This window comes from Fodinibius halophilus (assembly GCF_011059105.1).
Taxonomy (GTDB): Bacteria; Bacteroidota; Rhodothermia; order Balneolales; family Balneolaceae; genus Fodinibius; species Fodinibius halophilus.
In genome coordinates this window covers 15,827-31,200 of sequence record NZ_JAALLS010000030.1, presented here as the reverse complement: position 1 = coordinate 31,200, position 15,374 = coordinate 15,827, and the positions used below count along the sequence as shown (strand labels likewise).

Sequence of the window (15,374 nt, the reverse complement as noted above, 5' to 3'; positions counted from 1 at the left end):
TAACTGGGTGTCCACCAAAATGTAGCAAGTTCATGTAGTTTAAAAAATTAGAGATTAGTCAATGTTTTATGGACTAATCCCGGAAATATTAAACCAGGAAACTTTCCATTGGTATCTTTTTGCTGTCAACTTAACTCGAAATGCTATAAAATCAGATCCTAACGATAATTGACTATGTGGATAAAAACGCATACACTTAAAAATAAATGTATGCAAAACTATCCATATGTATGTTTCCAAGAAAAAAATTGATGAGGCGATAAGCCTATTTAAGAAGCATGGGAGAATACTGAGAACTTCAGAAACAGAAGGGCTTGGTATTCATAACAGAACGCTCTATAAGATGCTTGAAGAAGGGTATGTAGACAAGATTGAGCGTGGGGTCTATAAACTTACAGATACGGATCTGCTTTCCAATCCAGATCTTGCCATCGTTGCCAAGAAAGTGGCCAAGTCGAAGGTATGCCTGATATCAGCACTGGACTTTCATGAGATGACCACAGAAATTCCGCATGCCGTTCATATCGCGATCCCCAGGACCAACCGGGATCCCAAGCTGGACTATCCCCCCATAAAAACCTACCGCTTCTCAGGGGACAGCCTGACCGAAGGAATAGAAAATCACGAAATTGACGGGGTAGAGGTACAGGTGTATAATCCGGCCAAGACCATTGCTGATTGTTTTAAGTTTAGAAATAAGATTGGACTCGATATTGCCATGGAAGCACTCGAAGAGGGCATTAAGCAGGGGAAGGCAAGTTACAGCGATATCCTAACGTATGCCGAAATTTGTCGCCAAAAGTCTGTGATTAAACCATACCTGGAGGCCATAGCTCATGGATAAGCCAAGCCAGAGGACCATCGATTCCGTTCATCAACGATTGCTTAATAAAGCCCGGGAAACGAAACGGCCATTCAATGAGCTGTTACAGTACTATGCCATGGAGAAGTTTCTTCTCAGAAGCGGTAATTAAACTGAAATTACAATTTCTTAGCTATTGATGAATACAATTCATTGTAAATAGATGGCGATAGTTTAAAACAATAGAGGAAGATGGTAATTTAGATAAGAAATCATAAATTTAGAATTATACTCCTTTCTATTGTTAGCTTGAAGCTGTTTATTTGTATGCAGGAATGTGCAATTTATATCATTGGGTAACAGCTAACCAATTCGAATCACTTCATGACCAACTTTCGGGAACGCGCAAATTTCATCTGGGAGGTAGCAAACCTTATCCGGGACAGTTTTAAGCGCGGGAAATATCAGGATGTTATCCTCCCTTTCACCGTGCTTCGTCGCGTAGATAGCGTACTGCAGCCCAATAAAGAAGAAGTCCTTACCACCTATAACAAATACAAGGACAAGCTGGAGGATATGGATGATTTGCTTCGGCAGGCTTCGGGCTATGCTTTCTATAATACCAGCAAGTATGATTTCGAACGCCTGCTGGCTGATCACGAACATATTGCCGATAACCTGCGCCGGTATATCAACGGCTTTTCGGATAATATGCGAGAGGTGCTCTACAACTTCGATTTTGATAACACCATCCGAAAACTTGACGATCAGGGTTTGCTCTATCAGGTTATGCAGCGTTTTAATGAAATTGACCTGCATCCTGATACGGTGAACAATATGGAGATGGGCTACATCTTTGAAGAGCTGATCCGAAAGTTTAACGAGGCGACCAACGAAAATCCTGGTGAGCACTTTACCCCGCGTGAGGTTATCCATCTGATGGCTAATATTGTATTGGAGCCTGATATGGACGAGCTCCAAAAAGAAGGCATCATTGTCAAAGTATATGACCCTGCATGTGGAACCGGTGGAATGCTGAGTATTACGAAAGACAAGATCCAAGAGATCAATCCTGATGCGGATGTGCGTGTTTTCGGGATGGAATTGAATCCAGAGACTTATGCGGTTAGCAAGAGTGACTTCTTTCTAAAAACCGAGGACGGTAAAGATGCCGAAAACATTTTGCAGGGTAGCACGCTTTCCAATCCCAAGCATAGTGGAGAAACTTTTAATTACATGCTGGCTAATCCGCCCTATGGCAAGGATTGGAAGCGGGACAAGAAAGAAGTAGAGGATGAGGCCGATCGTGGCTATGCGGGAAGATTTGGAGCGGGGACACCGCGCAGCAATGATGGACAGCTGCTCTTTACCCAGGACATGCTATCTCACAAAGCCCCTTTCGAAGATGGTAAAGGTGGCAGCCGTATTGCCGTGGTTCATAACGGATCTCCACTATTCACCGGTGATGCTGGGAGCGGAGAAAGTGAAATCCGCCGATGGATGTTGGAAAATGACTGGCTGGAGGCTATCGTAGCTCTACCTGAACAGCTTTTCTATAATACAGGCATTGCTACCTATGTGTGGATTTTGAGTAATAAGAAGACACCAGAGCGCAAGGGGAAAGTCCAGCTTATTGATGCTTCGGACATCTGGGAGCCGATGCGTAAGAGTTTAGGAGATAAGCGCCGGAGAATATCCGATGAACAGCTAAAGCAAATTACGCAGCTTTATAGCGATTTCGAGCAGGGCGACAAGGTGAAGATTTTTGAGAATGAAGAGTTCGGCTATCGCAAGGTCCGAATCGAACAGCCGTTACGATTGAACTATCACGCTATCCCCGAGCGTATCGAACGTCTTAAAGAAGAACGTGTCTATCAGAATTTTGCCAAGAGTCGCAAGAAAGACAAAGAGGAAAAGCAGAAAGAGATTGAAGAAGGCAAAAAGGAGCAGCAATTTATTCTGGATGTATTGCACTCCATGAGTGACGAGAAATTCACCAACAGCCGCAATTTCTTTAAGCGACTGAAAGAGCGATTTGCTGAGCACGATTACAAGCCCAAGAAAAGCTTGCTGAATGCCATCGAGCGAGCTATCGGTGAAAAGGATGAGGAAGCCGATATCGTAAAGGACAAGAAGGGGAATCCAGAGTCGGATACCGACCTTCGTGATTACGAAAATGTGCCGCTGGATGAAGATGTGTTTGAGTACTTCGAGCGGGAGGTGAAACCACACGTACCGGAAGCCTGGATCGATGAGGACTATACCGATGAAAAGGATGGCGAAGTGGGACGTGTAGGCTATGAAATCCCGTTTACGCGACACTTCTACGAGTACGAGCCACCTCGTCCGCTGGATGAGATCGAAGATGAGATTAAAACGCTTGAAGAGCAGATTCAGGACTTAATGAAAGAGGTTATAGACTGATTAATGGCATTACCGGTTAACATAGAAAAGCTTATTAAGGGCACAGTTGTAGAAACCGAGCGCATCGAGTTTAAAAAGGGATGGAATCCCGAAGATGTGATTCATACGATGTGTGCCTTTTCCAATGACATCAATAATCTTGGTGGCGGGTATATTGTTATTGGCGTTGAAGAAGAGGATGGCAATCCTATACTGCCACCAACGGGATTGAAGAAGAATCAGTTAGATGCCATCCAAAAGAAGCTGGTGGAGCTTAGCAACAGAATTCAGCCAACTTATTTTGCTGTTTCGGAGCCAGCAGAAGTTCAGGGAAAATATGTGTTTGTGCTCTATTGTCCTGGTGGAGATAATCGCCCGTACAAGGCTCCCGTATCCCTATCGGATAAAACCAGAGGTCAAGCGCATTGGATTCGTAGATACAATTCTACGGTCCAGGCGAATGATCAGGAGGAGCAAAAACTTCATGAGCTGGCCGCTAAGATTCCATTTGATGACCGGATTAACCATGAGGCCTCACTTAAAGATCTAAAACTGTCGCTTATCAAAGAATTTCTGCAAGAGATCGACAGCCCATTGTTTGAACAGGCTGATGATATCCCTTTTTCTGAACTCTGTCGGCAAATGCAGATTGTGAAGGGTCCGATTGAAAATTTAAAACCTGTCAATGCAGGACTCCTGCTGTTTAATGATGAACCGGAGCAATTCTTTCCTGGTGCAAAGATCGAGGTCATAATCTACCAGGATGATGTGGGTGATCGGTTTTCTGAAAAGATCTTTACCGGCCCTATTCATAAACAATTAATTCGCGCTCTGGAATATCTTCAGACCAATGTTATTCGGGAAGAAGTGGCAAAGGTTAAAGGACAAGCGCAGGCCAATCGTTTTTACAATTATCCCTATGCTGCCATTGAAGAAGTGTTGGCTAATGCCGTTTATCATCGAAGTTATGAGCTTCACAATACCATCGAAGTAAATGTACGACTGGATAAGATTGAGGTGGTCAGTTATCCAGGCCCGCTGCCACCGGTGGATAATGAAATGCTGCAGAAGGAGCGCATCATAGCCCGTGACTATCGCAATCGGCGAATTGGAGATTTTTTGAAAGAGCTGCAATTGACTGAAGGGCGTTCGACCGGATTCCCTAAAATTTATAAGGCTATGAAACAAAACGGCTCTCCTGAACCGACCTTTGAGACCGATGAACAACGGAATTACTTTTTAGCTACGCTTCCCATCCATTACAGCCTGCAGGGAGAAGCTTGGGCTTTAATGAATGATGAAGACTTCCCCTCAAGGAGCGAATATGCAGAACAGCAAGAGATATTATTAAATGAACTTGGGACAACCTTGTCCCAAGTCTGTCCTAAGTCTGTCCCAAGTGAAGAAGGAGCCTTGATTATAAAGAATTTGGCTCAAGAAGGGGCTTCACCTCTTACGGATTTAATGGAGTGGGTTGGCGAAAGTAACCGGACCCGATTCAGGGAAAATTACCTGAATGGCTTGATGGAAGAAGATTTCGTAGAGTTCACGATACCTCAGAAACCACGTAGCAGCAAACAGAAGTACCGGCTTTCAGAGAAAGGCGAAGAGTTATTTAATGGCGTGAAGCATAAAATAGAATAATTACTACATAGCTTATTATGAGTACATTCGGAAACTTACAGCAAGTTGATCTTAGAAAGGGATGGGAGCACGAAGCATTAAATTTTACTAAATGGCTGGTAAAACCAGAAAACCTTAAAATGTTGTCCGATGAAATAGGAATAGAATTAGCCCCAATTAAATCAGAAGCAAGAACTGGACGCTACAGCGTAGATATCTTGGCTGAGGAGCAAGATACTGGCCAAAAAGTAATTGTTGAGAATCAATTAGAACAAACTGATCATGATCATTTGGGAAAATTGGTTACATATGCTTCTGGTCATGATGCAAAGTATGTAGTCTGGATTGTTAGGCAAGCTAATGAAGAACATCGTCAGGCGATGGAGTGGTTAAATGATTATACGAATAATCAGATCAATTTTTTCTTGATAAGGCTGGAACTTTGGCAAATTGATGAGTCAAAGCCGGCGGTTAAGATGAACACAATAGTAATGCCAAATGAATGGACAAAAACTCTAAGGGAGCAGAATCAAACGAAAGAACTGACAGATACAAAGTTGTTGCAATTTGAATTTTGGAAACAGTTTGTTCAATACTGTAATGAGAAAAATTCAACATTACGATTAGGGCGAAAGGTTAGGCCTAAACAGTGGTATAATATTAGTATTGGCCGCTCTAATGCGCGAATTTCTTTAACCCTTAATACCTATAAGCAAGAAATTAGATGCACTTTGTATATACCCGATGATCAAGAGTATTATAAAAACTATTATGAACGGAAAGAAGAAGTTGAAAAAGAGTTAGATGAAAAACTAGTTTGGCTACCTCTCCCCGATAAAAAAGCTTGTAGAATTAGGGTAGTACGAACTGGGAATATAGAACATGAAGATAGGTGGGATGAATATTTCCAATGGTTGAAAGAAAAGGCAGAAAAATTTCATGAATTCTTTGGAGCATGAGCCCTGAAATTGTCATATCGGCTGTCGCACTTGTTGTTTCTATCGCAGTTGCCATATACAGTTACAGACAGGGCGGAAAAGTAATGAACTCCAGAGTCGCGTCGTAAAACTGGAGGAAAAACGGGAAGAAAGGAACCAAAAACAATTACGTGAAGCTGACTTAAATATTGAATTGGAGAAAGTTGCTACGGGAAAATACATTTTTCGAATTATTAACAAAGGTCCCGCAAAAGCTACTGACTTTTCTTTTAGAATCAATGGTCAGGCTCCCCATGAATATGATAGAATGTTGTTCGATTTAGAATCAATAAACCAGATTCAACCTGGACAAAACCTTGAAAAAAGAGTGAGTAATACTAAAGATCAAGGTTCAGTAATTGATGTAGTAGCCAATTTTGAAGATGGTAACGGAAGACAAGAAAAGGAATTTAGATTAAATTTTTAGAGCATGCGCTACCGAAAACCGGAAGAATTAAAAGAGACAGATGTTGACTGGATCGGAGATATCCCTGAAGGTTGGGATACGACAAAATTAAAGTTCCAGACCACGGTCAATATGGGACAATCTCCACCCTCTGATGGTTATAACAAGAAAGGTATAGGAACGGCTTTTCTACAAGGAAATGCAGATTTTACCAATAAATATCCTCAAACAGAGTCATTTACTGATAATGGAAATAAATTTTGTCAAAAGGGGGATTTTTTATTTTCAGTTCGCGCACCGGTTGGAGAAATAAATATCGCTGATAAGGAATATTGTATAGGGAGAGGTCTTTGTTCAATATCACCAAAAGATGTTGATTCTAATTTTTTATGGCACTATCTGCATATTGCAAGAAGAGAATTAAAAGCAATTTCTACTGGATCAACCTTTGAATCAGTTTCTTCTGAGGATGTAAAAAATTTAAGTTTAATATTACCACTCCTCCCCGAACAACGTTCCATAGCCGCCTTCCTCGACCGCAAGACCGAAGCCATTGACGGGCTCATCCAAAAGAAAGAGCAGCTCATTGAGCGGCTGAAAGAGAAACGGCAGGCGCTCATCACCCAGGCCGTCACCAAAGGACTTGACCCCGATGTGCCGATGAAGGATTCGGGTATTGAGTGGCTGGGAGAAATTCCGGAGGAATGGGAGGTAACAAAAGTAAAATGGTTAGTATCTAAGATTGGTAGTGGGAAAACGCCACGTGGTGGTTCTGAAGTATATAAAGATGATGGAATTCCTTTTTTAAGAAGCCAGAATATTCATTTCGATGGTCTAAGGTTGGATGATGTAGTCTATATCGATGAAGAGATTCATGAGGATATGATATCAACAGCTATAAAGCCAAAAGATGTTCTACTGAATATTACGGGTGCTTCAATAGGAAGAGCTTCTTTAGTTCCCGAAGATTTTCCTAAAGCTAATCTCAATCAGCATGTTTGTATTTTAAGACCAAGAAAAGAAAATATTAGTCCTGATTATCTTCATCTCGTTGTCTCCTCTGACATTATCCAAAATCAGATATTTGCTTTTGAGAATGGGACCTCTCGTGAGGGGCTAAATTTTTCACAGGTTGGCTCTCTTCTGGTATCTCTTCCTTCGTTAGCGGAGCAGAAGGAAATTGTAAAGCAAGTTCGGGAATATGAGAAAAACATCTTTTCTTTATCGCCAGGTATTGAAAATTAAATAGAAAAACTCAAAGAATACCGCCAATCTCTCATATCGGCAGCGGTAACGGGTAAGATTGATGTTCGAGCAACCGAGGTTCATACGAAAACAAAAGAGTCGAGGAAAGAGATTTCAGGTTGGGATAAGTTTGTTTTAGCTATGGAGATTATAAAGCGCATGCAAGATAACCAGCATTTCGGACGCATTATGTTGGTAAAAATTCTCTTCTTGATTGAATACCATCTTCGAGTAAAGGGATTTAATAGTAATTACAAGCGGTGGGACCACGGCCCTTTTGATAATCAACTGATCAATTCGGTTGAATATAATCTGAAAAAAGATGGGTGGATAAATATTGAATCAGAAGAGAGTAAAAATTATGATCAGAAAGTATATACCCCAACCCAAATGGCCTACGAAAAGAGTCATTATTTTAAGAATAGTTGGGGTGAGCTTGATGATGAAATAGAACAAATATTGAGCATCTTTAATGATGCTAATTCTACTCAGGCAGAAATTATTGCAACGGTCTATGCCGCTTACAACGATCTTTTAATTGAGGGGAAGGAACCGAGTGAGGATGAAGTCTTAGATGAGATACTGAATAACTGGCATCCCAATAAAAAGAAAATATCCGAGGAACGTTGGAGATCTGCTTATCGATGGATTAAGGAAAAAGGACTTGTCCCAACTGGCTTTGGCAAATCAACTAAAGAAGCAGCTTAAATATGAGTCAACAGATCAGAGAGCAATACTTAGAGGAAGATATCGAAAACGTCCTGCTGCAAGAGCAGCCTGAGGGTGATCGCGTATTGGACGAAGGTGAAGAATATACCGTAGCGGGTCATCCCGGCGGGTACCACCAGCGAACTACCAAGGAATATGACAAATCGCTCTGCCTGATTCCCGATGATCTGATTGATTTTATTAAAGCCACCCAGCCTAAGCAGTGGCGTGAGCTAAAGAAACTGGAAGGTGATGATGCCGAAGACAAATTACTTAAGCGTGTAAAGAACCGGGTAAATAGGAAAGGTACCGTCTATGTGCTTCGTAATGAGCTTAAACTCTCAGGCTGTCGCTTCAGGCTCACCTACTTTCGTCCCAATACAGGCCTGAATCCCGAGCTACAGAAAAAATACAAGGCCAATTTCTTTTCAGTAGTCCGTCAGCTCAAGTACAGCGAAGACAACGAAAACAGCCTTGATCTTGGTATCTTCCTCAACGGACTGCCTATTTTTACGGCCGAGCTTAAGAATAAATTAAATAATCAGGATGTAGGTGATGCGGTTGCCCAGTATAAACGCGACCGCGACCCGAGAGAACCGATCTTTCAGTTCAAGCGTTGTTTGGGGCATTTCGCCGTAGATCCGATGGAAGTCTATTACACCACTAAGCTGGAGGGGTCCAAAAGCTACTTTTTGCCCTTTAACAAAGGAAAGCAAAGCGGAGCCGGAAATCCAACGCCCATGGGCGATGAAGACAAGTATGCAACCTCCTACCTGTGGGAGAAGATCTGGAGTAAAGACAGCGTGCTCAATCTCATCCAGCACTTTGTCCACTCCATGGAAGAAAAAGAAACCAACCCCAAGACTGGCAAAGAGAAGACCAAGGAGAAGCTGTTCTTTCCCCGGTACCATCAGCTTAAGGCGGTTCGGCGGATGGTTAACCACGCCAAAGAGCATGGCACCGGTCAGCGGTATCTGGTGCAGCACAGCGCGGGCAGTGGCAAAAGCAATACCATTGCCTGGCTGGGGCATCAGCTATCCTCTCTGCACGATGCCACCGATAACAAAGTGTTTGATACCATTATTGTCATTACCGACCGCCGCGTGTTGGACAAGCAACTTCGGGATATCGTCCTGGAGTTTCAGAAAGTGCCGGGCGTAGTAGAAGCAATCGGGGATGATGATACCTCAGAAGATCTCAAAAAGGCGCTTCGGGCGGGCAAAAAGATTATTACCACTACCCTACAGAAGTTTCCGTATATCACCGAGGCGATGAAAGATTATAAAGGCGAAAATTTTGCCGTCCTTATCGATGAGGCCCACTCCTCCATGGCAGGAGCCACGACACGCCAGATGAATGAGGTGCTTTCGCCAACCTCCTTTGAGGATGCGGAGAAAACCGATGATGTAGAAGAAGAGGATGTAACCGATCATATCGAAAAGCTGATTCAGAGTCGCGGACAACTGCCTAATGTAAGCTATTTTGCTTTTACGGCTACGCCTAAAGAGAAAACGTTGGAGTTATTCGGCACTGAGCAGCCTGATGGTAGTTACGAGCCCTTTAGCCTGTACACCATGCGTCAGGCTATCGAGGAAGGCTTTATTCTGGATGTGCTCGAAAACTATACCACCTACAACAGTTACTTTAAGCTGCTTAAGGCCATTGAGGATGATCCCAAGTATGATCAAGGCAAAGCTTCGGCTATGCTAAAGAAGTTTGTAAGCCTGCACGAGCACGCCATCAATGAAAAGGCCAAGATTATTGTCGATCATTTTCATCAGTTTGTATCGCATGCGATCAAGGGGAAGGCCAAAGCGATGGTTGTCACGCGATCGCGCCTGCACGCCGTACGATTCGGCTTAGCTATTAAGAAGCTGGTAAAGAGCGAAAATATGCCCTACAAAGTGCTGACCGCCTTTTCGGGCACGGTCAAAGATCCCGAAACCGGCAAAGAGTATACCGAAAGCGGAATGAACGGCATCCCACAAGCGCAGACGAAAGAGCAGTTCAAACAGCGGGATTACCGTTTTATGGTTGTTGCCAATAAGTTTCAGACTGGTTTCGATCAGCCCTTGCTACACACCATGTACGTGGATAAAAAGTTGGGCGGAGTCAATGCTGTACAGACCTTGAGTCGGCTTAACCGCACGCATCCCCAGAAGCAGGAAACGATGGTACTGGACTTTGCCAACGAAGCCCAGGATATCAAAAACGCCTTCAGCAACTACTATGAGAAAACCTTTTTGAGCGAAGGTACCGATCAGGACGTGCTTTATAACCTGATGGAAGATCTGGAGGAATATCGCTTGTATAGCGATCTGGATATCGACCAATTTGCCGAGCACTACTTTGCTAACAATGTGAAGCAGACAAAACTATATTCCATCCTGGAGCCGGTGGCCGACCGATTTAACGAGCTGGGAGACGATGAGCAGCGTGACTTTTATCGCAAACTTCGTAAATACGTCCGCACCTATTCCTTCTTGTCGCAAATTCTTCCCTTTGATGACGTGCCTATGGAGAAGTTCTACGCCTTTGGCAAATACCTGCTCCGCCTGATCTCCCTCGACGAATCCAAACTACCGCGTGAAGTCCTCCAGGAGGTAGATATGGATTCCTACCGCATACAGCGTATGTATAAAGGACAAATTGACCTTAAGCGTGGCGGTGGAGAGCTTAAATCAAGTCAACTGGATGGAGAAACGTCCGGTGGCGGGGAAGCAGAAGAATCCCTGTCTGAAATTATACGCGTCATTAACGATCGTTACGGCACCGACTTTAGCGAAGATGATAAGGTGTTTACCGCATTCCGTGATCGTCTTTATAAAGATGAGGCCGTACAGAAAAGCGCCGAAGCCAACACCAAAGAGAATGCGAAGATCACCTTCGAGGATAAGGCCAGAGAGCATGCCCGTGAGATGATCGACGAGCACTTCGGCTTCTATAAAAAGTTTAACGATGACGACGACTTCCGGGAAGCCTTGGTGCACATGCTATTCAACGATTTTCAGAGCTGGATGCAGGAGAAGAGTACGTAAAATAGAAAGTTATGAGACTTTTATTCGGTTTGTTGCCAAAACAGTTGAGGGTCTGCATTTGGGGCGAAAATCGCTTCAATAAGCCCAGAGCGTTCCCAGAAGAGTTTAGTAGCCTCAAAAGACTACCCATTTTAAGCAAACAAAAAAGCCCGTAACTCTTTCCGAGTCAAGGGCTTATCAGAGAGTACGCCTGAGAGGATTCGAACCCCTAGCCTCCTGATCCGTAATCAGGGAATACACCTTTCCGCACGTTTCCGAACTCTTATTTACTTTTGTGCTAAATCATTGAATATCATATGATTAGTGGGTACTTTAATACCGAACGGTTACGAACTATTGTTAATGGTTCGGGCAAAATCCTGATACCAGCCTGATACCAGAATTAAAAATGATAGCACACCTGATAAAGACTCAGGTAGCTTAGGGTTAATTAAATTTTAGACGTTATGCCAAAAAAACATTTAACAGCTCAATTTATTCGAAACTTAGAGCCACAGGGAAAGCGTGTTGAATATTATGATCAACACCGTATCGAAAACAACAAGCTGAAAGCCAAAGGGGTTAAGGGATTATTCATTCGATTAACCAAGGCCGGGAGCGTTTATTTCTATTATCGGTATTGGTTTAACGAAAAGGCCAAAAGCTATAAGATTGGCAGCTATCCCAATATCAAACTTTCCGAAGCCAGAAAAGAGGCAGAGGATTTAGCTAATAAGGTAAATAACGGATTCGACCCCCAGGCCGAAAAGAATAAGCGAAAACACCAGCCGAAAAAAACGCTTTTTGAAAAGTTGGTTAGTGAGTACAAAAAACACCACCTACCAACATTAAGAGAGGCAACCCGTGAAGAGTATAAACGAATCATTAAAAAAGAGCTGGAACCTAAGCTGAAAGGATTAAAAGTAAATGAGATAAAAGCTGCACGGTTAAGCAAAATATTGAGCCGTAAAAAGAAAGAGGGTTATCCCACAATGGCTAATCGGATACGCGCCGTTCTATCTTCCATGTTTGATTATGGTAGAACCGATCCCGAAATAGATTTAAAGGATAATCCTGTTGATGATACGCGCCGTTATAAGACTGGAGAAAATAAGCGCGATCGGTATTATGAAGATGAAGAGATTAGAACCCTTTGGGAATGGTTTGAGCAATTCGACCAGCCCGTACAATCGGTTTTTAAAATGCTGCTAATAGCAGGGCAACGGAAAACCGAAACCATGAATATGAAATGGGATGATATTCAGAAAGTGAAAAAGGATGATTTTGAGGGTATGGTTTGGACAATCCCGGCCGAAGATGCTAAGAATAAAAAAGCCCATGATGTACCGTTATCAGATTCAGCTTTACAGGTTATTGAAACCATGCGACCGATAACAGGAGAAACCGACTATGTTTTTTGTTCACCCCGAAAGAATAACGAGCCTATCAAATGGATAAAGGCTTCAACTAAGAAAATCAAAGAGGATAAGGACAATGGGATATCTGATTTTCGACCCCATGATTTACGGCGCACGGTTGCTACCTACATGGCAGATTCAGGGATAAGCCCCATGATTATAGGCAAGGTTTTGAATCATAAAGGATTAGCTAAGGAAAATACGATAACAGCCCGGTATAACCGCGCCAGCTACTTAGAGCAAAAGCAAGAAGCATTGCAACGCTGGAGCTATAAACTCAATCAGATTTTGGAAGATTCCGAGGCCAATATCACTAAAATTGCTTAATGACTTTTCATTTTTCGAGCATCAAAATATTAAATAGACAACTATTCGGTACGCTGGTAAGAGCAAAATTCACTATATCACGGTTTTGAGTCTTTTTTGTAAAAATACGGCTCAATTCTTTGTAAACGCCGATTATTTACACTATGATTGATACAAATAACGAAAGCCCCGGCCGTATCCGCGAAGATTAACCGAGGCTTTCTTAACCCTAAATAAAGGATTACTAATATGAAAGATACAGAAAAAACCAACCTACAGAAAGCACTTGATAACTTCATAACCGAGTTAAAGGAACTTTCCGAAGCCTATCCGGAAAGCGACTTTAACGACTATCTTATCGAAGAGGTTGTACCGGCTCTGACAGAAGATGATCAACTATATTCTACATCTGTTTTCAGCAAGCTGGAGGTAGCTATCATTTTGAGTCAATCGGAGCTTAAAAACAAAAGCTACTCTCTGGAACGTGCTATTAACTTTATGAACGTTGATGCTATTTGTTGGCTCTTAGATCATATCTATACGCTCAATCATACTATGGAAACGCTAAACCTATTTGCACGTGGAACCCATGTTGATAAAAGCGCTCTTAGTGATAGGGCAAGGCAGCTGAAGGTAGATAGGAATGAGCTGCAAAAATGGATTAACAGAGATCTTTTTGAGCGTATCCAGGGATATGAAAACGACATCAAAGAACTACAGGGAGGGCAATAATTATGATAGATCCAGAGAAAGTAAAAGAGATGGATAATTATGATTTATGCGAAGAGGTAAGGCAAAAATTAGAAATCCTTGGCCTTTGCATAGATGGAGTTCTTGAACATTATCAATGTTCCCCAGGCATTAGATATGCCTTTGATGAAGCTGATACGCTAATCTGCGAAATGAATGAGCGACTATTTGAAAGTAATAACTAATTAATCATTCACAGCCCCGGCCGGCGCGCCGGGGTTTACCATTAACCTAAAAGGCTATCCACAATGGAAGATTCAAACTTAAGCAACTATTCCGATCCCGAACTAAGGGAAATGATTTATCAGAAATTACAACGGCTGCTATCCGAAGATACAGCCCGGTACAGAAAGAACATGAAATATCATCTGGAAACCTTGTTTGAGGCTGGAGAAATTGGAATCCCGGCCGATCTGCTAACAATTAAAATCAATCAAATAAACTAACCAGGCAGGGCAATGAGTGAAGAGGAAAGCACTTACGAAAAAGAGCAAAAAGAATACGAATCTATTTTATCAGAGTTGCCAGAGTTAGTAAAAAACAGATTCGATAATCGCACGGTTGAAGGGGAATATCCTGTTAGCTACGGGAAATATCATTATGACAATGAATACCAGAATCGAAGGATTAAATTTTATAAAGACTATTCCCAAAATCCCTTAACGGAACTCAAAGAAAAACAGCGTATTATTACTGCTCAAATTGATAAAAAAGAGCAGGAAATTTACAGGCTTGCAGCCGAATCAATCCGATTAGCAAACAAATATCTATCTAAGAGCAAAGCCAACGCTTTAAAAGATGAAATTATACTATGGCTGTTAGCTGCATGCCGTGAAGGTGAAGGGTATCCCGGTACTGGAAACGGTTTTTGTGGGTTATGGGATATTGATTTAAGCATCTTAGATATTGAGACTGAAAGCAGTTTATTGGAGAATGAAGTTTATCAGCTAAACCGACACCGTGCAGATTGGTTCGAACTACAAGAGAAGCAGCAAATAATCAGAGATTGCTATAATAATATTGCTCTTGATGATCCCGATTTTAAAGAGCATTGGAATGATGCAACGGCGCGCGCCGGAAATGATGAAGGGTATCTGAAAGAAGAGGCAATAAGAAGAGTGGTAGAAACAGTTCGATTGAAAAAGAAATGCCGTAAAGTTTTAAATGAATATCTATCCCTGAAAGATGATTATCCAAACAAGAATAAGAACACTCTTTTTAATGGAGATCAGCACGTAGAGGGTATAGCCGAAATAATAGGACAAGGAAAAAAAAGCACCTTTTTTGATTGGGCTAAGAAGCTGGAAAAAGAATTAAGAAAGCTAAAAAAATAAATACGCTACCTTTTTCGCACAGACTTTTTAGAGGTATTAGAAATTCCAAGCTATTCCAATTCGATTCCAACTCTGATTGGACAATTAAAGTTTGGAGATCCCATAAGTTACTAACGGTCAACAAAGAACCGAAACCCTTAATAACCGTTAGTAATTATGGAAAAATTAATTCGCCCCAAAACACTTGCCGAAAACTTAGGAATTAGCCTTTCGACTCTATACGACAGAATGAAAGAGCCTGATTTTCCCAGAAAGGTTCAGATTTCTAAACAGGCCGTTGGTTTTCGTGAATCCGAAGTTATAGAATGGATGGATCGGAATACCGAAGAAAAGAGAGAATCCAATCTAACCCCCGTGCAATAAAAAAGGGGTACGCTGCAATGAA

At 42.1% G+C, this 15,374-nt stretch carries 14 protein-coding genes, 1 tRNA gene and 1 pseudogene; 15 read left to right on the top strand and 1 reads right to left on the bottom strand.

Translation table 11 applies throughout. From position 1 onward, the window contains the following. Positions 1-226 precede the first annotated feature (226 nt). The 9 genes and pseudogenes from G3569_RS16850 to G3569_RS16815 all read left to right on the top strand — a co-directional run bounded on the left by G3569_RS16850 (position 227) and on the right by G3569_RS16815 (position 11,202). A complete protein-coding gene (locus tag G3569_RS16850) occupies positions 227-844 on the top strand; it encodes a type IV toxin-antitoxin system AbiEi family antitoxin domain-containing protein (protein WP_165271257.1) in 618 nt (205 codons plus the stop codon). Beyond that, positions 837-962: pseudogene (locus tag G3569_RS19005) on the top strand (nucleotidyl transferase AbiEii/AbiGii toxin family protein); the annotation flags it as partial. The gene G3569_RS16850 and the pseudogene G3569_RS19005, both read left to right, overlap by 8 nt. A 224-nt stretch (positions 963-1,186) precedes the next feature. After that, complete coding sequence (locus G3569_RS16845) at positions 1,187-3,226, top strand: type I restriction-modification system subunit M (RefSeq protein WP_165271256.1); 2,040 nt, start codon at positions 1,187-1,189, stop codon at positions 3,224-3,226. Positions 3,227-3,229: 3 nt separating this feature from the next. Continuing rightward, positions 3,230-4,849 (top strand): RNA-binding domain-containing protein, encoded by a 1,620-nt coding sequence (locus G3569_RS16840; RefSeq protein WP_165271255.1) that lies wholly within the window; start codon positions 3,230-3,232, stop codon positions 4,847-4,849. A gap of 17 nt (positions 4,850-4,866) precedes the next feature. Then, on the top strand, positions 4,867-5,787 hold the full coding sequence (locus G3569_RS16835; RefSeq protein ID WP_165271254.1) for a DUF4268 domain-containing protein: 921 nt from the start codon (positions 4,867-4,869) through the stop codon (positions 5,785-5,787). Positions 5,788-5,959: 172 nt separating this feature from the next. Further along, complete coding sequence (locus tag G3569_RS16830; RefSeq protein ID WP_165271253.1) at positions 5,960-6,232, top strand: hypothetical protein; 273 nt, start codon at positions 5,960-5,962, stop codon at positions 6,230-6,232. A 3-nt stretch (positions 6,233-6,235) separates the two neighbouring features. Beyond that, entirely contained in the window at positions 6,236-7,456 is a 1,221-nt protein-coding gene (locus tag G3569_RS16825; RefSeq protein ID WP_165271252.1) for a restriction endonuclease subunit S, read from the top strand. Between the two features lie 141 nt (positions 7,457-7,597). Continuing rightward, positions 7,598-8,164, top strand: a complete 567-nt coding sequence (locus tag G3569_RS16820) for a SocA family protein (protein ID WP_165271251.1) — start codon at positions 7,598-7,600, stop codon at positions 8,162-8,164. A 2-nt stretch (positions 8,165-8,166) separates the two neighbouring features. Next, positions 8,167-11,202 carry a type I restriction endonuclease subunit R gene (locus G3569_RS16815; protein WP_165271250.1) on the top strand — a complete coding sequence of 1,012 codons (3,036 nt, stop codon included), beginning with the start codon at positions 8,167-8,169 and terminating at the stop codon, positions 11,200-11,202. Positions 11,203-11,387: 185 nt separating this feature from the next. Here the strand turns inward: G3569_RS16815 and G3569_RS16810 are convergent. Next, positions 11,388-11,450: transfer RNA gene (locus tag G3569_RS16810), tRNA-Arg, on the bottom strand. Positions 11,451-11,648: 198 nt separating this feature from the next. Between G3569_RS16810 and G3569_RS16805 the strand changes: the two genes are divergently transcribed. The 6 genes from G3569_RS16805 (at position 11,649) to G3569_RS16780 (ending at position 15,352) form a co-directional block, all read left to right on the top strand. Next, a complete protein-coding gene (locus G3569_RS16805) occupies positions 11,649-12,926 on the top strand; it encodes a tyrosine-type recombinase/integrase (protein ID WP_165271249.1) in 1,278 nt (425 codons plus the stop codon). Between the two features lie 228 nt (positions 12,927-13,154). Beyond that, positions 13,155-13,637 (top strand): hypothetical protein, encoded by a 483-nt coding sequence (locus G3569_RS16800; RefSeq protein WP_165271248.1) that lies wholly within the window; start codon positions 13,155-13,157, stop codon positions 13,635-13,637. Between the two features lie 2 nt (positions 13,638-13,639). Further along, complete coding sequence (locus G3569_RS16795) at positions 13,640-13,840, top strand: hypothetical protein (RefSeq protein WP_165271247.1); 201 nt, start codon at positions 13,640-13,642, stop codon at positions 13,838-13,840. 63 nt (positions 13,841-13,903) lie between these two features. Continuing rightward, entirely contained in the window at positions 13,904-14,101 is a 198-nt protein-coding gene (locus G3569_RS16790; RefSeq protein WP_165271246.1) for a hypothetical protein, read from the top strand. A 12-nt stretch (positions 14,102-14,113) separates the two neighbouring features. Then, entirely contained in the window at positions 14,114-14,989 is an 876-nt protein-coding gene (locus G3569_RS16785) for a hypothetical protein (protein ID WP_165271245.1), read from the top strand. 156 nt (positions 14,990-15,145) lie between these two features. Beyond that, positions 15,146-15,352 carry a helix-turn-helix transcriptional regulator gene (locus tag G3569_RS16780; protein WP_165271244.1) on the top strand — a complete coding sequence of 69 codons (207 nt, stop codon included), beginning with the start codon at positions 15,146-15,148 and terminating at the stop codon, positions 15,350-15,352. Positions 15,353-15,374: the final 22 nt, after the last annotated feature.

Coding starts and splice junctions, on each gene's coding strand:
- G3569_RS16790 (WP_165271246.1), top strand. CDS start 13,904: ATGGAAGATTCAAACTTAAGCAACTATTCCGATCCCGAACTAAGGGAA.
- G3569_RS16845 (WP_165271256.1), top strand. CDS start 1,187: ATGACCAACTTTCGGGAACGCGCAAATTTCATCTGGGAGGTAGCAAAC.
- G3569_RS16840 (WP_165271255.1), top strand. CDS start 3,230: ATGGCATTACCGGTTAACATAGAAAAGCTTATTAAGGGCACAGTTGTA.
- G3569_RS16820 (WP_165271251.1), top strand. CDS start 7,598: ATGGAGATTATAAAGCGCATGCAAGATAACCAGCATTTCGGACGCATT.
- G3569_RS16815 (WP_165271250.1), top strand. CDS start 8,167: ATGAGTCAACAGATCAGAGAGCAATACTTAGAGGAAGATATCGAAAAC.
- G3569_RS16785 (WP_165271245.1), top strand. CDS start 14,114: ATGAGTGAAGAGGAAAGCACTTACGAAAAAGAGCAAAAAGAATACGAA.
- G3569_RS16780 (WP_165271244.1), top strand. CDS start 15,146: ATGGAAAAATTAATTCGCCCCAAAACACTTGCCGAAAACTTAGGAATT.
- G3569_RS16800 (WP_165271248.1), top strand. CDS start 13,155: ATGAAAGATACAGAAAAAACCAACCTACAGAAAGCACTTGATAACTTC.
- G3569_RS16795 (WP_165271247.1), top strand. CDS start 13,640: ATGATAGATCCAGAGAAAGTAAAAGAGATGGATAATTATGATTTATGC.
- G3569_RS16850 (WP_165271257.1), top strand. CDS start 227: ATGTATGTTTCCAAGAAAAAAATTGATGAGGCGATAAGCCTATTTAAG.
- G3569_RS16835 (WP_165271254.1), top strand. CDS start 4,867: ATGAGTACATTCGGAAACTTACAGCAAGTTGATCTTAGAAAGGGATGG.
- G3569_RS16825 (WP_165271252.1), top strand. CDS start 6,236: ATGCGCTACCGAAAACCGGAAGAATTAAAAGAGACAGATGTTGACTGG.
- G3569_RS16805 (WP_165271249.1), top strand. CDS start 11,649: ATGCCAAAAAAACATTTAACAGCTCAATTTATTCGAAACTTAGAGCCA.